We start from the raw sequence: 21,332 nt of genomic DNA, 5'->3' as shown, positions 1-21,332 counted from the left end.
ATGCAAATCCAAGCACCTGATATTGGCGTAGATAAAGCGCTCGTTGCAGAAATCTTGGTCAAAGTAGGCGACCATGTTGCAGTTGACGATAGCCTTCTGGTCTTAGAATCAGATAAGGCAACGGTAGAAGTACCAAGCACTGCGGCAGGTATCGTAAAAAGTATTCTGGTTCAACAGGGTGATGAAGTTACTGAAGGCGTCGCATTGATCGAACTAGAGTCTGAGTCTGCTGCTGAATCACCTGCGAACGAAGCACCGAAAGCGGAAGCGCCAAAAGCAGAAACAAAACCTGTTGAAGCTGAAACAAAAGCACAACCAGCTGCCGCTCCAACAGCGACAGCAAGTCAGGTTGTGGATGTAAAAGTTCCAGATATTGGTGTAGAAAAAGCGTTGGTTGCAGAAGTACTGGTCAAAGTCGGTGATCAGATTGAACCTGAACAAAGTATTGTGGTGGTTGAATCGGACAAGGCGACTGTAGAAGTACCAAGCTCGGTTGCGGGGATTGTGGAAGCGATCCAGATTAAAGAAGGCGATAGCATCAAAGAAGGCGTGGTATTGATTCAGGTCAAGACTGAGAGCGCTGCAACGTCATCTGAACCGCAAGCTGCCCCAGCTCAAGCAGAAGCGCCAGTCTCAACTACAGAAGCACCAGCTGCAAGCAATACCTCAACAGGTAATGTTGAAATTGAAGTACCAGATCTAGGTGTAGAAAAAGCACTTGTTTCAGAAATTTTGGTCAATGTCGGTGATCGCGTTGAAGCTCAACAAAGCCTATGCGTGGTTGAGTCAGATAAAGCGTCTGTTGAAGTGCCAAGTTCAGTGGCGGGGATTGTAAAAGCAATCCATGTCTCTGCGAATCAAGAAGTTCGTCAAGGCGTGGCTTTGGCAACGATTGAGGTGAGTGGTCAGGCTGCCGCTCCACCAGCACCAAAAGCTCAACCCGCCGCTGCGACTGCTACGCAAGCAGCACCAGTAAAACCACAGGCAGCAACGACAGCAGCACCAAGTGCGCCAGCTGAGAAGCTGACCAAAGAGCAAGAAGCAGAAAATGCGAAGGTTTATGCAGGCCCTGCCGTGCGTAAACTGGCGCGTGAATTAGGCGTTGTTCTAGGTCAGGTCAAGGCTTCTGGTGAACATGGTCGTGTGATGAAGGACGATGTTTTTGCATATGTAAAAACACGTCTCACGACATCACAGCCAGCACCTTCTGCTCAAGCAGCACCAGTAGCTTCGGGCTTACCGAAGTTGCCAGACTTTGGTGCATTTGGTGGTGGTGAAGCGAAAGCAATGACGCGTTTACAGCAAGTGTCTGTACCACAGTTGTCATTGAACAATTTCATTCCCCAAGTCACCCAGTTTGATTTGGCGGATATTACTGAACTCGAAGCGTGGCGTGGTGAACTCAAAGATGGCTTTAAAAAGCAGGGTCTGAGCTTAACAATTTTGGCTTTTATTGCCAAAGCGGTTGCACACTTGCTCAAAGAAGAGCCTTATTTTGCTGGGCATTTGGCCGATGATCAGAAGTCAGTGTTATTGCGTAACGAAATTCATATGGGGATTGCAGTTGCGACTCCAGATGGCTTAACCGTTCCGGTATTACGTAACCCAGATCAAAAATCGATTAAGCAGATTGCGACAGAACTGGCTGAATTGAGCCAGAAAGCACGTGACCGCAAATTGTCGCCGAAAGATTTACAAGGTGCCAACTTTACCATTACCAGCTTGGGTAGTATCGGTGGAACTGCATTCACCCCATTGGTGAATTGGCCACAAGTTGCGATCTTAGGTATTTCGCCTGCAACCATGCAACCAGTATGGAATGGTAAAGACTTTGATCCACGTTTGATGTTGCCATTGTCATTGTCTTATGACCATCGTGTGATTAATGGTGCGGATGCAGCTCGCTTTACCAATAAGCTGACCAAACTGTTGAAAGACATTCGCACATTACTACTGTAAGTGTTTAAATTATATTTGGAATAACCTCGCAAATGCGGGGTTTTCTTTTCAGTGATACATCAAAACTTAAGCTTTATTTGTGGCCAATTTTATTTAGAATAATTCTCAGTATTGAGTTTAAAACAGGAGCAAGGATGTTTGCCATTTATCGAGTGATGCTACCGCTTTTGCTGGTTGTATTTGTAGCGATGGGGCTGTGGGTGAGTTTTTTGCACTTTCCTTGGGAATGGGTAATGTACGCGGTGATGGGTTTAGAAGTATGTGTTGCTACAGTGGTGATGGCTGTTGAATATCAAGCTCAGCATGTAGGAAGTGCGAGCGGTTGGGGGAGTTTTGGTTTTCTTGGCTTGAGTGCCTATTTTGCATTTCTTTTAGGTATATTCCGTTTGCTGTTATGGGGTTATCAAAAATTCTGGGTCTAAAGATTCAAAATGATATCTTTATTTGTTAGAATAGTATCACTTCATTGGGGAGTAGCCGCTCTTTACGCAAAGTAAAGAGGTGATGATCAACATAATTGTTCAACAGAACATGGTCATCATAGCAAAGAACCAAAGCAGCTTAGGCTGTGCTTTTGTTGGCAAGACCTTTGATTTATCACTCTGCATCAATCTATTTGATTTTGGCTAGCAGGAGGGATAAGTCATCGGTATATATGCTAGCCAGAGCATTCAATTATGTATGAATTTCTCATCTCAACTTCAATTGTTGCCGTTGCAGAAATGGGTGATAAAACTCAGCTTCTTGCCTTACTCCTTGCCGCACGTTTTCGAAAACCTGTTCCAATTTTAATTGCCATTTTACTTGCAACAACCATTAACCATGGTATTTCTGCGGTGTTTGGCCAATGGATCACAACTGTATTAAGCCCTGAGATTTTGATCTGGATCCTCGCACTTGGATTTATCGGTATGGCGATTTGGATGCTGATTCCTGATGAGCTTGGAGATGAAACTGAAAGCATTAATAAGTGGCAACGTTTTGGTGTATTCGGTGCGACTTTTATTTTGTTTTTCTTAGCGGAAATCGGTGATAAAACTCAAATCGCAACTGTCGCACTCGCTGCTCGTTTTGACAGTGTATTTTGGGTGATGTGTGGTACGACTGTGGGGATGATGATTGCCAATGCGCCTGCTGTTTTTATTGGTAATAAACTTGCTGATCGTTTGCCAATTTCTTTGATTCATAAAATTGGCGCTGCGATTTTCTTAATTGTCGGTGTTTCAACATTGGTTCAGCATTATTTCTTTGCTTAACCGCTGCATCAACGAAATCTAAGTTAAATAAATGCCAAGTCTATTTTGATGAAATTCAAAGTAGGACTTGGCATTATTCTTTAATTTTAGTAGTTAAATTTCACTGTAAAATTGATTTGGCGTGGGTTGCCTAGCGTAATTAGATTTTCATTGAGTGCGCCAGCATAGTAGTCTTTATCAAACATATTGCGGATTGAAAGTTGTGCACCCCAATGTTCTGTATCATAGCCTGCTTCAGTATCAAATACTGTGTAGCTCGGAATATCCACCGCTAAACCATCAACGCTTTTTTTCGTTTCGCCTCGAAGTCCTGCACCCACATACCAACCTAAATTTGAATTTGGTTCAAAGCGATAGCGTGTCGATAAGCTATAGCTCTGTTTTGGAATATTGTCGATGCGAATACCAATATTTTCAGCTGTTGTATCCTGAGTAGTTTTTGCATCTGGTGTATAGGTATATGCTGCGGTGAGTTTGAGCTGATCAAACAAATGCGCCGTGACTTCTGTTTCAATACCCCGTGTCATTTGCTCGCCACGTTGTACTTTAAATCCACTGTTGATTGGATCTGATACTGAGACATTTTGGCGACGTAAATCAAACCATGCGATGCTACCTTGGATGCGTTGATCTGGGCTTTGCAGTTTTAAGCCGACTTCAACTTGCTTGCCTTTCTCTGGTTTAAATGCATTGTCATTAGCATCTGTTCCGCTCACAGGAAGAAATGATGTTGCATAGCTAACATAAGGGGCTGCAATATCATTGATGGTATACAGGAGAGAAGCATTGCCTGTAAATGCATTATCTGATTGGTTTGATTCTGTATTTTTCACCAAATTTTTATTTTGTGTTTCAGCCCAATCGTGACGACCTGCTAGATTTAACACCAATTGATCATTGAGTTGAATTCGATCACGTAGATATAAACCTGTATATCTGAGGCGATTGATATTTTGAACATTTTCAGTGAGTGTTGTTTCTTGTCCATAAATTGGAGCGTAAATATTTAGAGCACCAATATCATATTTATTATTTGTGTAGTCGCTCTTTTCTTGTAATGCATCTAAACCAACAGTTAGATTGTGCTTTATATCATAAAGCACAAACTCTTTTTTCAATTGGTTGTCTATCGAGTAACTAAGATTATCAGCAATTTGATGTCGACTGTTTTTCGATCTATTTATTGTTGTATAGGTTTCATCAACCCAAAATTTCTTCGTTTGTGCGAAAACAGCATTTCCATCCATTTTAGTTTTTTGAATAGCAAAATTTTGGTTAAAATCCCAACCACTTTTAAATGCATATTTAAAATTGTAACCAGAGCGGTAAACATCCGCAGTGTATTTGCCAAAATTTGGGTCGCCAATATACAAACTTTGATTTATTTGTCCATTTGGATTTGCCAGCAATGTACCTAAGACTGGTAAGCCTTGTTGGCGCATATATTCACGATGTTGATAGCTCGCAATGATTGAAAGATCAGTATTGTCACCTAAGTCAAAATTATAAGAAGGTGAAATATAGTAATTTTTAAAATACACGAAATCGGTTGGATCATTTTGATCTGCAAGACGTCCGTTAATGCGGAAAGCGCCTTTTTCACTGTCATTCGGACTATAGTTTAAATCGAAAGTGCCTTGTTTAAGTTGATTAGAGCCGTAGGTCAAAGACCCTCGGTAGAATGAGTCAGCTTGAGGTCGTTTAGTGACCATATTGACCATGCCACCGGGTTGAACGAGGCCGAAATTAACCGATGCAGGCCCTTTGATGACTTGCACTTGATCCATACCAGAGAGTTCTGTTGCTACAAAAGTACTCTGCCCTTGCCGTAAACCATCAATAAAAACCTGATCCGATGAATTTTGTCCACGGATAATAAAATCGTCCCAACCCCGTCGTCCAAGTTGTCCCGAAACAACACCTGCAACACCATCAATTGCTTCTGCTAAAGTCTGTGCTTGTTTTTGCTCTAGCTGTTCTTGATTAATTACACTGACTGATTGTGCTGTTTTAAAAAGTGGAGCATCTGACTTTAGTGCTGAAGTTGCTTGAGTGGCAACATAAGTGTCAGTTTGATCTTGCTCTGCTTGAATTGAAATGGTGGGAAGCGTATTGGTTGTATCGTCTGCATAAGCGGTTGTCATAAAGCCGAAAACAAGTGTTGCTAGCAGCGTTCGATGTGGAGGGAGCATAGAAGATTCCAAAACTGAGAGGTATCTCAGATCGAGGTGATATTAATGAGAATGGTTATTATTTTAATTGATGTAAATAAAGATACTCAAGTTTTAAATCAGTAAAATTTACTTAGATAAATTACGATAAAAGTCCAATATCTGATTGAAACAGCGTCTAAATCCCATTATTTTATTATGGAATTAAAAATATTTCATATTTAAAGAATTTTTCTGGGGTTACTATGAGCTTTGATCGGACTACATCACAAATATTATTTGATAATGGTACTCATAAATGCATTAGTTTTACCAGTTTGGTAAAAGGCGAGGGGATTCAAGCCAATCAATTTTTAATTATTGATCATGATCGTGCTGCTGTTTTAGATCCAGGTGGGGACTTAACGTATGTTCCTTTGACGATGGAATTGAATCGATATACGAAGCTTAAAAATTTAGATTATGTGATGGCTTCGCATCAAGATCCTGACATTATTACCTCGATGCCGCGTTGGTTGGTTTATACCGATGCAAAAATTGTCGCTTCAAAATTATGGGCACGATTTTTACCACATCTGAATTCAGCTTTTATGAGTGATCGTATGAAGGGCAATTGGGAGGAGCGTCTGATTGAATTGCCTGACACAGGACAAGTGATTCCACTGGGTGAATCATCTATTGTTGTCGTACCTGCTCACTTTTTACATTCGGTTGGCAATTTCCAATTTTATGATCCAACGGCAAAAATTTTATTTTCTGGTGATATGGGGGCATCGATTGTTGAAGATGCCAGTCTACCGATCACTGATTTTGAAGCCCACATCAAAAAAATGAAAGGCTTCCATCAACGCTATATGTGCTCAAATAAAGTGATTCGTTTATGGGTCAATATGGTTCGTCAAATGGATTTGGATATGATTGTTCCTCAACATGGCACGGCATTTGTCGGTAAAGAGATGATTAATCAATTTTTGGATTGGATTGAAAATCTAGAATGTGGCGTAGACCTTATGAATGAGTATGTTTTCAGCATTCCAACGGAAATAAATTAAAGCTTGATTAATCCTTAAAATTTGAACGAATAAATCTATCGAAAACAGATAAATATATATTGTTTTCGGTAGTGAATTTTCTTAGGATTCGCGCTATAAAAAATTTGATTTGGTCGCGAGAATTTTAATAAAAATGTTGTCTCAAATTGCTACGCCAGATGCATGCATTAGTTGTGGTGCATGCTGCGCAAATTTCCGTGTCTCATTCTATTGGGCTGAAGCTGAAAGCATGCCTGAAGAAATGGTTGAACCTCTTACAGCGGTTTATTCTTGCATGAAAGGAACCAATCAATCACAACCTAGATGTGTGGCCTTACAAGGTGACGTTGGTGTCAATGTAAGTTGTTCTATTTATGAAGCGCGTAGCTCGAGTTGTAAAGAAGTACAAATTGCAGATGAACAATGTAATAAAGCACGAATGAAACACAATATGATTCCACTCATTTGTGTCGAACCACAAGATTCTGAAAATAATGATAATTTTGACCAGGTCTGTTAATTCTGTTTTGATAAACTCAATGTAAAAAAAATTTATTCTGATGAAGAAATGCTTTTTCTCAAATTATTTTCTTCATAGAAAATGAAAATCACATCGAAATTTGTTTATAATAGCTCACGGAAATTACCAGTGAGATTGTTATGCTGACCATCGTTCAAGAAGCCTTGACCTTCGATGATGTCTTATTACTTCCTGCCTACTCTACTGTTCTCCCAAAAGATGTCTCCTTAAAGACACGTTTAACTCGCGGAATTCAACTTAATATTCCTCTCGTTTCTGCTGCAATGGATACGGTGACTGAGTCTCGTATGGCAATTGCGATGGCGCAGAATGGTGGTATTGGTATTTTGCACAAAAACATGGACATCTCAGCACAAGCTGCTGAAGTTCGTCGTGTGAAAAAATTTGAAGCGGGGATGGTGAAAGATCCTATCACTGTGACACCAGAAACAACTGTTCGTGAATTGATTGCAATCACAAGTGCCAACAACATCAGCGGTGTGCCTGTTGTAAAAGATGGCAAAGTTGTCGGTATCGTAACAGGACGTGATACACGTTTTGAAACGAACTTAGAACAGCCTGTGAGCAACATCATGACAGGTCAAGATCGCTTAGTTACTGTACGTGAAGGCGAATCTAAAGAAAATATTCAAGCATTATTGCAAAAACATCGTATTGAAAAAGTCTTAGTTGTTGGCGAGCACAATGAACTCAAAGGCTTAATTACGGTCACTGACTTCCGTAAAGCTGAAAGCTATCCAAACAGTTGTAAAGATGACCTTGGTCGTTTACGTGTAGGTGCTGCTGTGGGTACAGGTGCCGAGACACCAAGCCGCGTAGAAGCATTGGTTGATGCTGGTGTTGATGCGATTGTTGTAGATACTGCACATGGTCATTCGGCGGGTGTAATTGAACGCGTACGTTGGGTAAAAGCAAACTACCCACAAGTTCAAGTGATTGGCGGAAATATTGCGACAGGTGATGCGGCATTGGCATTGCTTGATGCTGGTGCAGATGCCGTTAAAGTGGGTATTGGCCCTGGTTCGATTTGTACAACACGTATTGTGGCAGGTATTGGTATGCCACAAATTTCTGCGATTGACAGTGTAGCAAATGCATTGAAAGACCAAATTCCTTTGATTGCTGATGGTGGTATCCGCTTCTCTGGCGATATGGCAAAAGCAATTGGTGCGGGTGCGAGTACGATCATGGTGGGTTCACTGCTTGCTGGTACTGAAGAAGCGCCGGGTGAGGTTGAGTTCTTCCAAGGTCGTTATTACAAAGCGTATCGCGGTATGGGTTCTTTAGGTGCGATGGCAGGTGCGACTGGTTCAGCTGACCGTTATTTCCAAGACTCGAAAGCAGGTGCTGAAAAATTAGTACCTGAAGGCATTGAAGGACGTGTTCCATATAAAGGCCCAATGGGCAATATCATCCATCAAATGATGGGTGGTCTACGTTCTTCTATGGGTTATACTGGTTCATCGACCATTGAAGACCTTCGCCAAAATGCGAAATTCGTGAAAATTACTTCAGCAGGTATGTCTGAATCACACGTACATGACGTAACGATTACTAAAGAAGCGCCAAACTATCGTGTTGGTTGATTTTTGGTAATTTTACCGATAGAAAAACCGTCAGTTTACTGACGGTTTTTTTGTTTTTGGTGTAAAGTGAGCGTGATGAGAAATATATGGTGATAGACCATATAAACGATAAGAAAGTGAGTAGAAGATGAGTTATTTTGGCACTGATGGCATTCGTGGAAAATTTGGACAAATGCCAATTACCCCTGAGTTTGCATTAAAACTTGGCTTTGCCGCAGGAAAAGTACTAAAAAGAAATAGTCCGAAAAATAAGCCAATTGTGGTATTAGGTAAGGATACGCGTTTATCTGGATATATTTTAGAAGCGGCGCTACAAGCAGGTTTAAATGCTGCGGGTGTTTATGTTCATCTATTGGGTCCATTACCAACGCCAGCGATTGCTCATTTAACTCGTGCACTACATGCCCATGCGGGGATTGTGATTTCTGCGTCACACAACCCTTATTTTGATAATGGGATTAAGTTCTTCTCAAGTGAAGGTAAAAAACTTCCTGATACCTTACAGGATGAAATTAACCAAGAATTAGAAAAAGATCTTGTCATTGATGACACGGCAAACCTTGGTAAAAGCGTACGTGTAACAGATGCCAATGGTCGTTATATCGAATTCTGTAAATCTACTTTCCCATACCACTTCAATTTACATAATTTAAAAATTGTCGTGGATTGTGCCAATGGTGCAGCCTATAGCGTAGGACCTTCTGTATTCCGTGAGTTGGGTGCGAAGGTAATTTCATTATTCAATGAACCAGATGGTTTAAATATTAATGAAAATTGTGGTTCAACTCATCCTGAACAATTACAGAAAGCAGTTGTAGAACATCAGGCTGATCTTGGCATTGCTTTTGATGGTGATGCTGATCGTGTAGTGATGGTGGATAAAAATGGTGATCTGATTGATGGTGACCATATTTTGTATATTTTAGCGACGCAAGCCAACCACAAGCCAAAAGGTGTCGTGGGTACAGTCATGAGTAATATGGCGCTTGAACTGGCATTGCAAAAAGCAGACGTTGGTTTTGTCCGTGCCAAAGTAGGTGACCGTTATGTGTTACAAGCACTTGAAGAAAACGCTTGGGTAACGGGCGGTGAGCCATCAGGGCATATTCTCACCTTGGATAAAAGTACAACAGGTGATGCGATTATTGCTGCATTACAAGTGCTGACGGTTATGGTTGAGCAGGGTAAAGCCTTACATGAGTTAGTGGAAGGTTTTGTTTTATTCCCTCAAGTTCTCGTTAATGTGCGTTTACAGCAAATGATCGACCCGTATTCTATTCCAGCTTTAGTGGCTGAATTTGATAAAGCAGAGCAGCAACTCAAAGGCCGTGGACGTATTTTAATTCGTAAGTCAGGTACTGAGCCTGTGATTCGTGTGATGGTTGAAGGTGATCAACAAGAAGAGGTTGTGAGTCTGGCAAATCATTTAGCTGATGCAGTACGTGCGCAGGCGCAAGTTGCTTAAGGAGATAAATAATGAGTGATGTCATTAAGGATCTCAGCGAGCTACGTTTAAGTTACGAACAAGGCGAATTACACGAAGCGCAGATCAGCAGTGATCCACATTTGCAGTTTTTAAACTGGTTTAATCATGCGCTTGATGCAAATCTGCATGAACCCTATACCATGTCACTTGCGACAGCAAATGCACAAGGCCGTCCGCATGTTCGAACCGTCTTGTTACGTGGTGCGACTGAAGCAGGTTATGATTTTTATACCAATTATGATAGTCAAAAAGGTTTAGATCTTGCTGAAAATCCTTTTGCTGAGTTGTTATTTTATTGGCCTAGCTTAGAACGTCAGGTGCGTATCAGTGGTAAGGTACTTAAGATTTCTGAACAAGAATCGACTGATTATTATCATAAGCGCCCTCGTGATAGCCAAATTGCAGCGCACATTAGTACTCCACAAAGTGGTGCGATTTCGGGTCGTGAAGAATTGCAACAACGCTTTCAACAACTCCAGCAGCGCGTTGGTGATCAAGGTGAGTTAGCTAAACCTGAATTTTGGGGAGGTTATCGTCTCGAAGCAGATTATTATGAATTCTGGCAGGGGCGACCAAACCGCTTGCATGATCGTTTAAGTTATGAAAAACAGAATGATCTCTGGACGATTCAACGTTTGATGCCATAAATGACACAGATACTTATTCAAAAGAGACCATTACTTACACGCCCTGAACAGTTTCAGGGCGTGCCTCCGTTTATCGCAGAGATTTTGGCAAGACGAGGTGTTCAGTCTGAACAAGAGCTTGAATTAAAGCTTAAACATCTACTTGCTCCGCATTTGAAAGGTTTAGATAGAGCAGTTGAGTTGATTGATCAAGCGATTGATCAGCAAAAGAAAATCATCATTGTGGGTGACTATGATGCAGATGGTGCAACCAGTACCGCGCTGATGGTATTAGTCTTAAAAGAAATGGGTGCATTGGTCGACTATCTGGTACCTGACCGTTTTAAATATGGCTATGGGTTAACTCCCAAAATTGCTGAATTGGCACACGCAACCTATCAACCTGATTTATTGATTACTGTCGATAATGGGATATCAAGTCATGCGGGTGTTGAAACGGCGCAGTCACTTGGGATGCAAGTGATTATTACGGATCACCATTTAACGACTAAGCCAACACCATTTGCTGAAGCTGTGGTGAATCCAAACCAATTGGATTGCGAGTTTTCGAGTAAGGCATTGGCAGGGGTTGGAGTCGCATTCTATGTCTTGGCAAAACTGGCAAGTTTTCGCAGTCAGCACAATAAAACGAGCAGTAAAGTCACTCAATATTTAGATCTAGTTGCTTTGGGTACTTATGCTGATGTTGCAACTTTAGATTATAACAATCGCATTTTGATTGATGCGGGTGTTAAACGCATCCAACAGTATCAGTGTCGTGCTGGAATTTTAGCGTTACTCGATATTGCTGGTCGTGATGCAGCTCATCTACGTGCGCAGGATTTAGGTTTTGTGCTTGGTCCGCGGATTAATGCCGCAGGTCGTATGGAAAGTATGCGTATCGGAATAGAATGCTTACTTGCTGAAGATATGGCAACTGCTTATCCGATTGCTCAGCAGCTCAATCAACTGAATGTTGAACGTCGACAAGTTGAAAATGAAATGAAGCAGCAGGCATTGACAGCTTTGCAACATATTCAACTCACAACAGAGCATGTTCCAGCCGCTTTGGTAATGTTTGAGGAACAATGGCATCAAGGGGTGATCGGTATCGTTGCAGGCCGCTTAAAAGAGCAGTTTCATCGACCAAGCTTAGTGTTTGCGCCCGATGAAGATGGGATACATATCAAAGGTTCTGCTCGTTCAATCGAAGGGATTCATATCCGAGATATGATTGAGCAGGTTGCTGAACAGTATCCGCATTTGGTCAGTCATTTTGGTGGGCATGCAGCAGCGGCGGGTTTAACACTAAAAAAAGAACATTTTGAAGAATTTAAAACCGTGTTTACTCAAATGATCGCGGAAATGGATTCAGATTTATTTCAAGCAACTTTATGGACTGATGGTGAGTTAGATGACTCCGCTTTGCATTTAGGAACTTTAGATTGGATAGAGCAACTTGGCCCTTGGGGACAAAAATTTCCTCTACCTCAATTCGAGGGTCGGTTTAAAGTGATTGATTATCGTTGGCTCAAAGATCAGCACTTAAAATTAAAACTTGCTGTAGGGCAACATGCGATTGATGCGATTGCTTTTAATGCCATCGATCGTTATGAATTTAATCCAATGTTGGGTTATGTCGATTTGGTGTACACCTTAGAACGTAATGTTTTTAATGGGAATACCAGTTTACAATTGCAGGTCGCCTATTTAAAGCAATAAAAAATCCGCTCTGTTGAGCGGATTTTTTGTTTTATAGAAACTCAATTAAAAGCGGAATGTACCGTTGATGCCATAAGAGTCAGCACCATCAGTTGTCGTGTATCCCACACCTAAAGCAAATTGAGGATTAAAGAATTTTTGTGCACGAATGTTGAAAATACTATCTGAGTCGTCAGCTGTAGAGTCTGCAAAAGAAACACCAACGCTTAGTGTTTGATCTAAATACAGATCAGCAGCTAAACGATAAGATGTTTCGTCACCGATGTAAGTTACACCTTCAAAATTTGTATAGAAGCCAGCGACTTCTGAAACATATTTTGCACGAAGTGAAACGGCTGTATCGTCGTTATCACCAGAAACAACGGCAGCATTACTGACATTAGTAACAAAACCATATTTTGCGACTTTTACAGGGTTGATACTTTCTGAAAAATCAGCCACACCTACAGCAAGTAATAAACCATTTACTGGAAGGAAACCTGCTTCAAACTCGTAACCATTGCCATTATCTGACTCTGAACCAAGTCCATTAATGGTGGCTTTAATATTCGTGCGGTGTAATGCACCAGAAACATAAAACTGAGTATCAGGAATAAAAATTTCGCCTTCTACACCGATAATATTAAATTGCAAATCACCAAAATCTTCATCATCTTGAAGTTTGCTATACGCATATCCACCGCCGATGTTCGATGCTTTGTCAAGGAAAGCTGCTTCTGCAAGAGGCGCATTACGGGTTTGCACAGGATTAAAGTAATATTTACCGCTGATTGCTGCGCTATTGGTTTTACCACCATCCATGTCAACGTATTCATAAGCACCAGTCGCTTCGGTTTGATATGCATTCGCATTTAAAGCAACACAAGAACTTAAAAGTGCTGTAATTAAGCTTAATTTTTTCATTCAATAACTCCCCTTTATTAAAATAATGCATCGTAATAATTTGTTGCGAGTTGTAGTGTAGTCAAAATTTGAGAGTCGTCAATTATTAAATGAATGATCAAAATATTTAGCTGTTTCTGTTTAAATAATCATATGCTGAATTTAATATGAATGGATCATGATACTTATTTTTGTATTTATAAATATTCATTATATAAAAACCGCCCTGAAAATTGATTTCAGAGCGGTTTTTTTGAATCTAAAAGTTAGGATTTAACAATTAGAAACGGTATGCAGCACGAACACCATATGTGTTGTAATCATCACCAAAACCGACACGACCTTCTAAGCTTACTTGCTGATTTAGGAATTTCTTCGCAGAAATACCCCATTCATCACGGTTCGTAAGATCGTTATTGTAGTAATCTGCACCTACACTGAGTGTTTTATCTAAGTAGTAATCACCTTTTACTCGGTATTCGTCTAAATCACCGAAAGCTCCATATGCTTCTAAGTTAATGTCATTTCCACCAACTTGGGTGACGTATTTTGCGCGAACGGTTGGGTCTGCACCGTCTTTACCATCTTTTTCGTCATACCCTTTTACACCTAAAGCAAGTAATAAACCTGGTGCAGGTAAGTAACCTACTTCAGCAGCATAAGTTGTAACTTTTTGATCGATAGATGTATTGTCTACTTCTAACTCATTACGCCCCAAATTACCGCTTAAGTAAAAGTCACTATTCGGGACAAAATATTCTACACCTACGCCATATTGTGAGTCTTTTATACCGTTATTGTCTGCGTAATTCACTTTTGCACTAACATTACTTGCGCGGTTTACAAACGCTGCTTCAGCAAGAGGTGCATTACGGGTTTGCACTGGGTTGAAATAGTATTTTCCATCTACACCAAAGCTATGTGTTGCATCGAAATCATCCCAATCAGAATAAGTATATGAGCCGCCTACTTCAGCTTGATAAGCATGTGCTGTACCTGTCACTGCCAATGCAGATAAAAGTGCCGATGCAATTGCTAATTTTTTCATGGTTACTTCCCTCTGAAATAATGAGAACTAGCTAAATCTTAATTACATGTTTTGTTACAAGTCCCAGTCTATTTAAAATTTGATGAGGGTCAATCATGAGAAAGTAATCAAACGGTACGAATGTAATTGACTTGTAATTTTGACATTATATATATTTGATTTTTATTTGAAAAAACTGATTGTATTGATTTATTAAAACTTAGGAGGGATTGTGTATTTTCGTATATTTAGTCTAATTTTTACCCCATTTAAGTTTAAATTGTTTCAGTGAAATCGTTGGAAAAGTATGAAAAGATGAAAGTGAAACATTTGTTTTCGTTTTCCGTGATGTACAAAATAAGACGGCTGTGTCGTAAAAACACTTATGTTAAAATAGTCGATTAAGTGAAAAAGAGTGTGGGAAAAGACACGTGGAAATTAATCCGTATTTAGTTCAATTGAAAGATTTATCTGATCGTAGCCAAACACTACGGGGGTATCTTTGACTACGATCTAAAAGTTGAGCGTTTAGAAGAAGTTTTAAGAGAATTAGAAGACCCTGCAATTTGGAATGATCAAAATCGTGCTCAAGCGATTGCCAAAGAAAAGGGCAGTTTAGAAAATACCATTAGTGTATTTGATCGTTTGGCTGAACAGCTTGATGACGCGAAAGCGATGCTTGATTTGGCTGTTGAGGCTGATGATGAAAGTTTATTGGTCGATGTACAAGCTGAACTGGATAGTGCTGAACAGGCTTTAGGTAATCTTGAATTCCGCCGTATGTTTAGTAATCCAATGGACCCAAATCCATGCTTCCTTGAAATCCAATCGGGTTCTGGTGGTACAGAAGCACAAGATTGGGCATCCATGCTGTTACGTATGTACTTGCGTTGGATTGAACGTCATGGCTTTAAAGCTGAATTAATGGAAGTTTCTGACGGTGATGTTGCAGGAATTAAATCTGCAACGATTCGTGTGGATGGTGAGTTTGCTTATGGTTGGTTACGGACAGAAAGTGGTGTACACCGTTTAGTGCGTAAATCGCCATTTGATAGTAACAACAACCGTCATACATCATTCTCAGCAGTATTTATCTCACCTGAGATTGATGACAATATTGAGATCGATATTAATCCATCGGATGTTCGAACAGATACTTATCGTGCTTCGGGTGCAGGTGGTCAGCACATTAACAAAACTGATTCTGCGGTACGTTTAACCCACGCACCAACAGGTATCGTGGTGGCGTGTCAGAACCAACGTTCACAACATGCTAACCGTGATCATGCGTGGAAACAGTTACGTGCCAAGCTCTATGAATTAGAGATGAGTAAGCGTAATGAAGCAGCTCAAGCTTTGGAAGATTCAAAGTCTGACATCGGTTGGGGCAGCCAAATTCGTTCTTATGTCTTAGACGATTCACGTATTAAAGATTTGCGTACAAGTGTAGAAACATCGAACACCAAAGCAGTCTTGGATGGTGATTTAGACAAGTTCATTGAAGCAAGTTTGAAACAAGGTTTATAAGTTTAAAACGGCAATTTCGTTCAGCATCTTTTGGTTAATCGGAAAAATATGATATTAATATCGATAAAAACAGATATTAATATTTATAAAATTCGATATACTGAGTTTAGATGCTGAACAAAGCTTTTGCCTGTTGAGAAACGTGGTGAGTCTATGGATATTGATGTTATAAGCAAAGCCTTAGCCAACCCATTACGTCGACAAATTTTGCAGTGGTTAAAAGAGCCAGAGCAATTTTTACCTGTACAGGAATGTGGTGGTAGTTTTGAGCGTGGTGTATGTGCTGGGCACATCGAACGTTTAGGCAAAGTTGCGCAATCGACGATGTCGAATCATTTGTCTGTGTTACAGCAAGCGGGTTTGATTAATGTCGAAAAATATGGGCAATGGTCTTATTTCACACGTAATGAAGCTTTGATTCAGCAATACATCGAACATTTAAAACAAACACTCTGACGGCGAGGATAAGGGCAATCTTAACCCGCTGAATAGAGTGAAGTTGAGGCGATCATGGCTGAATTAAACTCTACCATACAAGTAGGTGACTTTAAGATTAAAAACCGTTTGGTTTTAGCTCCTTTAACGCGTGCACGTAGCGATGCGTCTCGTGTTCCAAACGATTTAATGGTGGAATACTATCAACAACGTGCCAATGCGGGTCTAATCATTACCGAAGCAACGGTGATTAGTCCAAAAGCCGCAGGTTATGCCAATACCCCAGGCTTATGGTCACAAGAACAAGCACAGGCTTGGAACAAGATTGTTGATGCAGTGCATTCACAAGGCTCAAAAATCGTGGTTCAGCTTTGGCATGTTGGTCGAATTTCACATCCCGATTTGTTAGATGGTGATACACCTGTTGCGCCAAGCGCAATTCAGCCTGCTGGTGAAGTAAGTTTACTTCGTCCAAAACGCCCATTCGTTACGCCGCGTGCATTATCCCATGAAGAAATTCAGGAAATTGCTGCACAATATAGAAATGCTGCTGAACAAGCGAAAGCGGCAGGTTTTGATGGTGTAGAGTTGCATGCTGCCAACGGATATTTGATTGACCAGTTCTTGCAAAGTTCAACCAATCATCGTGATGATGAATATGGTGGTTCAATTGAAAACCGTGCACGTTTACTCTTACAAGTCGTCGATGCTTTTATCGAGGTTTGGGGGGCGGGTCGAGTGGGCGTTCATCTAGCGCCACGTGGTGATTCACATGATATGGGCGATGAAAATCCATTGGCAACTTTTGGCTATGTCGTTGAGCAATTGGATCAGCGCAATGTTGCTTTTATTTTCACGCGTGAATACCAAGCCGAAGATAGCTTAATGCCTGCACTACGTTCGAAATTTAAAGGTGTATGGATTGCAAATGAAGGTTTAACGGCTGATTCTGCAAAACAAATCTTGGCAACAGGTCAAGCAGATGCGGTGTCATTCGGCAAAGCTTATATTGCCAATCCAGATCTGTTAGAACGTTTGCAAAATGATTTACCTTTAAATGCTATTCAGCCTGAAACCTTATATGGCTCAGGCGCAGAAGGCTATACAGATTATCCTGCTTTTGAACAGTTAGAAGCTTAATCTGATCTAAAAGACTCATGCTATTTACCAAAATGGCATGAGTTTTTTATTGAAATTCCGCATAATAAGCACACATCAAATCGTGAAATATGGTCTAGGATGGCGCAGAAAAACGCAGTGCAGCAAACACCCTTTTGGTATAACTTTTTATTGACCTGTATCAAACCGTTATATCGTTGGAAAATAAAACAACGCGCTGAAAATGCGGCGGCATTTCAACAAGAGTGTATCGAGCGTTTTGGCCCTTTTCAGCCACCCAAAAACTTAGAAACGATTTGGTTTCATGTGGTGTCTGTTGGGGAAACCAATGCAGCACAGCCTTTGATCGAGCATTATTTAAAATTAGGCCATCCTGTGTTGGTGACCAATACGACGAAGACGGGTCAGGCACGCGCCAAATCGCTGTTTCTGAAAGCACCTTATCTCGATTTATTTCAAGCGGTTTATTTGCCCGTTGATCAAAAGCCATTGCTCAAGCAGTTTTTTGATGTATATCAACCCAAACTTTTGGCATTGGTTGAAACTGAAATCTGGCCAAATTTGATTGCGGAAGCCAAGCAACAACAGATTCCCTGTATTTTATTAAATGCTCGTCTTTCAGAAAAATCGGCGAAAGGTTATGGCAAAGTGGCGCGATTGACCAAGCCGATGTTACAACAACTGACGTGGATGCTAGCGCAAGATCGCGCAACACAACAACGTTATGTTGATTTAGGACTCGATCAAAACAAAAGTCAGGTGGTTGGAAATATTAAATTTGATATTACTGCACCGCAGCACTATGTCTCACAGGCAGAACAGTTCAAACAAGATTGGCAACTCGAACATCGTCAAATCATCACCCTTGCCAGCACACATGCGCCAGAAGAAGAGAATTTACTGAAACAGCTACAGCCGCACTTAAATGCAAATTCCAATTTGTTGTGCATTGTTGTGCCTCGTCATCCTGAGCGATTTGATGAGGTCTACCAGGTATGTCAGCGTTTAAATTTAAATACGCAACGCCGTAGTCTTAAGCAAACGATTCAAGCGGACACACAAGTTTTTCTTGCTGATAGTATGGGGGAAATGTGGTTGTGGTATGGCTTGAGCCAAGCGTGTTTTGTTGGCGGTTCATTGAATGAACCGGGTGGTGGTCATAATATTTTAGAACCTATGGTACTCGATGTGCCGACTGTCATTGGACCGCGCTATTTTAACTTCCAAAGCATTGTCGATGAGTTTGTTGTAGAGCAAGGCATTTTGATTGGAGATGATGCAGCACAGATTGTGCAACAGCTGTTGAGCTGTTTAGAAAATACTGCTCAAAAACAACGTTTAGTTCAGCAAGCTCAGTTGGTTTTACAACGAAATACGGGTTCTTTACAAAAGCATATTCAGTTAATTGATCATTATTTACAGCAAACCGCATCCTCATGAATATTGTGTTACTTGAACCAGAACAGACACAATCTGAGCTTTGGAATATTGAAAATCCAAGACAATTTCAACATTTACGTCAGCATTTACAGCTTCAAGTAGGTGATTCGCTGAAAGTCGGTATTCGACAAGGTCTACGCTATTTGACAGAAGTTGTTGCGTTGAATGAGACGCGAATTGTGGTGCGCCCGATTGAGACCGAAGCTGTACCTGCTAAGCATCCTGTACATTTGATTCTTGCCTTACCTCGCCCCAAAGTGTTGCGTCGAATGATGATGGATGCAGTGACTTTAGGTGTGGAGCGCATTAGTTTGATTCATAGTTATCGCGTAGATAAAAGCTATTGGCAGACGCCTTTTTTACAGCAACTGGATGATTATGTAACTTTGGGCTTAGAGCAGGCGGGAGACACCATTGCGCCAGAGATACAATTGTACAAACGCTTTAAACCTTTTGTAGAAGATGTTTTGGCAACTTTAATCACAGAGCAGCGGCCAGCCTATGTGGCACATCCCTATGCTGAGCATGTGATGCCTCACGCAATACAACATCCGTGTATTGTGGTGGTTGGGCCAGAAGGCGGATTCATTCCTTATGAAATTGAATTGCTCAAAAAAAATGGTTGCCAAGCTGTGAGCTTAGGCAACCGAATTTTGCGAACTGAAACTGCTGTTCCGTCTATTTTAGGAAGGCTGTTTATCTGAGTTTTGTGTATCAAAAGGCAATTGAGCATTATTCTGCTGTACTTTAAGCTCTTGAATTGGATATGGAATATTAATTCCTTGAGCATTAAAGGCTTGTTTTACTTGAGCTTGGATTGAACTAGTCGATGATAAAATATCGGTTTCAGTGGTATTAATCCACCAACGAACCGTTAAATTGACAGAGAAATCGGCTAAAGCGGTAACATTGACTGAGAATGTCGGTTGACTGAGCACATTACGGTCATTATTCAAGATATCCAAGACAATTTGCTTGGCTTTTTGTTCATCATCATCGTAACCAATACCAACAATAAACTCACAACGACGCTGCTGATAAGCGGTATTGACGGTTACAGGACTGGTATAGACCGTTGCATTCGGAATCACGATACGGCGACCATCATAAGAACGTAAAAAAGTCGCTCGAATCTGAATATCTTCGACCACACCTTCCATGCCATTCACGATGATTGCATCACCGATACGGAATGGTTCACCAAGTAAAATCAGAACACCTGAAAGTAAATTTTGGAAAATATCTTTAAATGCGAAACCAATGGCAACAGAACCAATTCCTAGAGCACCGATGAGTTGGCTCGGTGTAAATCCTGGAATTGCAATCACCAATGCGATTAGGAAGCCAAAGAATAAGATAAATGTTCCACCGACACGGTGCAGAACTAAAACCAAATTTTGTCTTGCATAAGAGCGATTGGTTAATGTTTTATTCACAAAAAATTTAAATAATTTAGTGAGTAACCAGAAAATGATAAAAACAATAATCGCAATACAGATGTAGGGAACACGTTCCCAAAAGCTGTCGATGATTTTATCAATCGTCGTATAGGCGTCATGATATTTCTCAGTATGTGCAAGTACCGTCTGAGTGGTTTTCGCACTGGCCTGATGCAATAGTTCGCCTGTATCTTTCGCGACATTTGTCAATGTTGTTTGTTCGTTAGCCACTAGAAATCTCTATTTCGCAAAGAAAGGAGTAATAAGGTGTTGCATGATAATGAAATTATTGTAAACACGCTTGGCAAATTCAGTAATCAATTGATTTCATTAATACTACAAACGCATAAAAATTACTCACAATCAAAAATACTCCGTTGTGTTTTGAATAATTTGTGTTGGTGCATCCCAAATATCAGGGCTAGCGAAGTAATACATAAAGACAGACATACTAAATAGTATGAAAATACTCAGGATAATCATGATCCAAGCCAATAATTTTTCCCATGCTTTCGATGGACGTACATCTCCATAGTCATTGCGATACGGTGTGCCCGGCGCAAGTAATACATATAAAGTGAAGAAGAGTTGTATTAATGGCACAAGTAACAGTAGGCATAACCAACCTGTTTTATTGAGATCATGTAAGCGTCGAATCAAGAAAACAATTTGAAAATAAAATCCTGCAAACCACAGCGCAATAATGGCAAATGTTGCAATACCTGAAAATGCTGAGAACATCGGTTCGTTCATATTGACATTATTTATGCTGACATTGCCTGCGATTGACACCAATAGCACGAACATCAGCATGAATCCGATACTGATAAGACCATGCCAACCTAAGTAGCTAAGTCGATTAAAACGTCCTCTCGATGAGAGTGGATGATCTTTGCTGGGTTGTGTTTGCGGTGCAATTATAAAATCTGACATAGATTGATTCCTGTTTTTCTGCTTATTAAATCTTTTAAAGTGTTTAGATTGATCAAAATAATCACTTATTTTAAAAACAAAAAGCATAGACAAGCAGTTAAATTTTAAATTATTTTGAGTAAATTTTTGAAAATATGCGAATCGTAAAATTG

Annotated in this window: 19 protein-coding genes and 1 riboswitch; of the genes, 14 read left to right on the top strand and 5 right to left on the bottom strand. The window is 40.5% G+C overall.

What is annotated here, in order from left to right; all coding sequences use genetic code 11:
- The 3 genes from F959_RS04865 (at window position 1) to F959_RS04855 (ending at window position 3,215) form a co-directional block, all read left to right on the top strand.
- Window positions 1–1,959, top strand: coding sequence for a 2-oxo acid dehydrogenase subunit E2 (locus F959_RS04865; RefSeq protein ID WP_004878050.1), 1,959 nt, complete (start codon window positions 1–3; stop codon window positions 1,957–1,959).
- Window positions 1,960–2,093: 134 nt separating this feature from the next.
- Window positions 2,094–2,381 carry a hypothetical protein gene (locus F959_RS04860; RefSeq protein ID WP_004878049.1) on the top strand — a complete coding sequence of 96 codons (288 nt, stop codon included), beginning with the start codon at window positions 2,094–2,096 and terminating at the stop codon, window positions 2,379–2,381.
- Between the two features lie 34 nt (window positions 2,382–2,415).
- Window positions 2,416–2,554, top strand: a riboswitch (yybP-ykoY riboswitch).
- 82 nt (window positions 2,555–2,636) lie between these two features.
- Window positions 2,637–3,215: a TMEM165/GDT1 family protein gene (locus F959_RS04855; protein ID WP_004878048.1), complete on the top strand. Its 579-nt coding sequence runs from the start codon at window positions 2,637–2,639 to the stop codon at window positions 3,213–3,215.
- 86 nt (window positions 3,216–3,301) lie between these two features.
- On the opposite strand, the gene F959_RS04850 is transcribed toward F959_RS04855, so the two are convergent.
- On the bottom strand, window positions 3,302–5,407 hold the full coding sequence (locus F959_RS04850) for a TonB-dependent siderophore receptor (RefSeq protein ID WP_004878047.1): 2,106 nt from the start codon (window positions 5,405–5,407) through the stop codon (window positions 3,302–3,304).
- A gap of 224 nt (window positions 5,408–5,631) precedes the next feature.
- Between F959_RS04850 and F959_RS04845 the strand changes: the two genes are divergently transcribed.
- The 6 genes from F959_RS04845 to recJ all read left to right on the top strand — a co-directional run bounded on the left by F959_RS04845 (window position 5,632) and on the right by recJ (window position 12,378).
- On the top strand, window positions 5,632–6,438 hold the full coding sequence (locus F959_RS04845) for an oxygen-binding di-iron domain-containing protein (RefSeq protein WP_004878046.1): 807 nt from the start codon (window positions 5,632–5,634) through the stop codon (window positions 6,436–6,438).
- A gap of 133 nt (window positions 6,439–6,571) precedes the next feature.
- A complete protein-coding gene (locus tag F959_RS04840; RefSeq protein ID WP_004878044.1) occupies window positions 6,572–6,937 on the top strand; it encodes a YkgJ family cysteine cluster protein in 366 nt (121 codons plus the stop codon).
- A gap of 140 nt (window positions 6,938–7,077) precedes the next feature.
- A complete protein-coding gene (guaB, locus tag F959_RS04835) occupies window positions 7,078–8,544 on the top strand; it encodes an IMP dehydrogenase (protein ID WP_004878042.1) in 1,467 nt (488 codons plus the stop codon).
- Between the two features lie 127 nt (window positions 8,545–8,671).
- A complete protein-coding gene (gene glmM, locus F959_RS04830; RefSeq protein WP_004878041.1) occupies window positions 8,672–10,009 on the top strand; it encodes a phosphoglucosamine mutase in 1,338 nt (445 codons plus the stop codon).
- 11 nt (window positions 10,010–10,020) lie between these two features.
- The gene (gene pdxH / locus F959_RS04825) at window positions 10,021–10,677 is read left to right on the top strand and encodes a pyridoxamine 5'-phosphate oxidase (RefSeq protein ID WP_004878039.1); all 657 of its coding nucleotides are present in this window, start codon (window positions 10,021–10,023) and stop codon (window positions 10,675–10,677) included.
- A complete protein-coding gene (recJ, locus tag F959_RS04820) occupies window positions 10,678–12,378 on the top strand; it encodes a single-stranded-DNA-specific exonuclease RecJ (RefSeq protein WP_004878037.1) in 1,701 nt (566 codons plus the stop codon).
- A gap of 45 nt (window positions 12,379–12,423) precedes the next feature.
- On the opposite strand, the gene F959_RS04815 is transcribed toward recJ, so the two are convergent.
- Both F959_RS04815 and F959_RS04810 read right to left on the bottom strand, forming a co-directional pair.
- Complete coding sequence (locus F959_RS04815; RefSeq protein WP_004878036.1) at window positions 12,424–13,281, bottom strand: putative porin; 858 nt, start codon at window positions 13,279–13,281, stop codon at window positions 12,424–12,426.
- Window positions 13,282–13,540: 259 nt separating this feature from the next.
- Entirely contained in the window at window positions 13,541–14,308 is a 768-nt protein-coding gene (locus F959_RS04810; RefSeq protein WP_004878034.1) for a putative porin, read from the bottom strand.
- Between the two features lie 410 nt (window positions 14,309–14,718).
- Between F959_RS04810 and prfB the strand changes: the two genes are divergently transcribed.
- The 5 genes from prfB (at window position 14,719) to F959_RS04785 (ending at window position 19,512) form a co-directional block, all read left to right on the top strand.
- A protein-coding gene (prfB, locus tag F959_RS04805; protein ID WP_100607978.1) for a peptide chain release factor 2 occupies window positions 14,719–15,814 on the top strand; the annotation gives its coding sequence in 2 pieces (ribosomal slippage) (window positions 14,719–14,790 and window positions 14,792–15,814; 1,095 coding nt in all).
- Between the two features lie 153 nt (window positions 15,815–15,967).
- A complete protein-coding gene (locus F959_RS04800; protein ID WP_017196833.1) occupies window positions 15,968–16,270 on the top strand; it encodes an ArsR/SmtB family transcription factor in 303 nt (100 codons plus the stop codon).
- Window positions 16,271–16,324: 54 nt separating this feature from the next.
- Window positions 16,325–17,389, top strand: coding sequence for an alkene reductase (locus F959_RS04795; RefSeq protein WP_004878028.1), 1,065 nt, complete (start codon window positions 16,325–16,327; stop codon window positions 17,387–17,389).
- Window positions 17,390–17,488: 99 nt separating this feature from the next.
- Window positions 17,489–18,808, top strand: a complete 1,320-nt coding sequence (locus tag F959_RS04790; RefSeq protein ID WP_004878026.1) for a 3-deoxy-D-manno-octulosonic acid transferase — start codon at window positions 17,489–17,491, stop codon at window positions 18,806–18,808.
- A complete protein-coding gene (locus F959_RS04785) occupies window positions 18,805–19,512 on the top strand; it encodes a 16S rRNA (uracil(1498)-N(3))-methyltransferase (RefSeq protein WP_004878025.1) in 708 nt (235 codons plus the stop codon). Before F959_RS04790 ends, F959_RS04785 begins: the two co-directional genes overlap by 4 nt.
- Here the strand turns inward: F959_RS04785 and F959_RS04780 are convergent.
- Window positions 19,492–20,478: a mechanosensitive ion channel family protein gene (locus F959_RS04780; protein WP_004878024.1), complete on the bottom strand. Its 987-nt coding sequence runs from the start codon at window positions 20,476–20,478 to the stop codon at window positions 19,492–19,494. The genes F959_RS04785 and F959_RS04780 overlap by 21 nt on opposite strands.
- A gap of 132 nt (window positions 20,479–20,610) precedes the next feature.
- Complete coding sequence (locus F959_RS04775; protein ID WP_004878023.1) at window positions 20,611–21,180, bottom strand: DUF805 domain-containing protein; 570 nt, start codon at window positions 21,178–21,180, stop codon at window positions 20,611–20,613.
- Window positions 21,181–21,332: the final 152 nt, after the last annotated feature.

Source organism: Acinetobacter venetianus RAG-1 = CIP 110063, assembly GCF_000368585.1.
Taxonomy (GTDB): Bacteria; Pseudomonadota; Gammaproteobacteria; order Pseudomonadales; family Moraxellaceae; genus Acinetobacter; species Acinetobacter venetianus.
Note: the sequence above shows the minus strand (reverse complement) of the source record. Positions and strands in the feature narration are given on the sequence as shown.

What these genes read in the sequence shown, in the direction of transcription:
- F959_RS04810 (WP_004878034.1), bottom strand. Translation starts at nt 14,308, where the DNA reads ATGAAAAAATTAGCAATTGCATCGGCACTTTTATCTGCATTGGCAGTG.
- F959_RS04800 (WP_017196833.1), top strand. Translation starts at nt 15,968, where the DNA reads ATGGATATTGATGTTATAAGCAAAGCCTTAGCCAACCCATTACGTCGA.
- F959_RS04850 (WP_004878047.1), bottom strand. Translation starts at nt 5,407, where the DNA reads ATGCTCCCTCCACATCGAACGCTGCTAGCAACACTTGTTTTCGGCTTT.
- F959_RS04860 (WP_004878049.1), top strand. Translation starts at nt 2,094, where the DNA reads ATGTTTGCCATTTATCGAGTGATGCTACCGCTTTTGCTGGTTGTATTT.
- F959_RS04795 (WP_004878028.1), top strand. Translation starts at nt 16,325, where the DNA reads ATGGCTGAATTAAACTCTACCATACAAGTAGGTGACTTTAAGATTAAA.
- F959_RS04790 (WP_004878026.1), top strand. Translation starts at nt 17,489, where the DNA reads ATGGCGCAGAAAAACGCAGTGCAGCAAACACCCTTTTGGTATAACTTT.
- F959_RS04815 (WP_004878036.1), bottom strand. Translation starts at nt 13,281, where the DNA reads ATGAAAAAATTAAGCTTAATTACAGCACTTTTAAGTTCTTGTGTTGCT.
- F959_RS04840 (WP_004878044.1), top strand. Translation starts at nt 6,572, where the DNA reads ATGTTGTCTCAAATTGCTACGCCAGATGCATGCATTAGTTGTGGTGCA.
- recJ (WP_004878037.1), top strand. Translation starts at nt 10,678, where the DNA reads ATGACACAGATACTTATTCAAAAGAGACCATTACTTACACGCCCTGAA.
- F959_RS04855 (WP_004878048.1), top strand. Translation starts at nt 2,637, where the DNA reads ATGTATGAATTTCTCATCTCAACTTCAATTGTTGCCGTTGCAGAAATG.
- F959_RS04845 (WP_004878046.1), top strand. Translation starts at nt 5,632, where the DNA reads ATGAGCTTTGATCGGACTACATCACAAATATTATTTGATAATGGTACT.
- F959_RS04865 (WP_004878050.1), top strand. Translation starts at nt 1, where the DNA reads ATGCAAATCCAAGCACCTGATATTGGCGTAGATAAAGCGCTCGTTGCA.
- F959_RS04775 (WP_004878023.1), bottom strand. Translation starts at nt 21,180, where the DNA reads ATGTCAGATTTTATAATTGCACCGCAAACACAACCCAGCAAAGATCAT.
- glmM (WP_004878041.1), top strand. Translation starts at nt 8,672, where the DNA reads ATGAGTTATTTTGGCACTGATGGCATTCGTGGAAAATTTGGACAAATG.
- guaB (WP_004878042.1), top strand. Translation starts at nt 7,078, where the DNA reads ATGCTGACCATCGTTCAAGAAGCCTTGACCTTCGATGATGTCTTATTA.
- F959_RS04785 (WP_004878025.1), top strand. Translation starts at nt 18,805, where the DNA reads ATGAATATTGTGTTACTTGAACCAGAACAGACACAATCTGAGCTTTGG.
- pdxH (WP_004878039.1), top strand. Translation starts at nt 10,021, where the DNA reads ATGAGTGATGTCATTAAGGATCTCAGCGAGCTACGTTTAAGTTACGAA.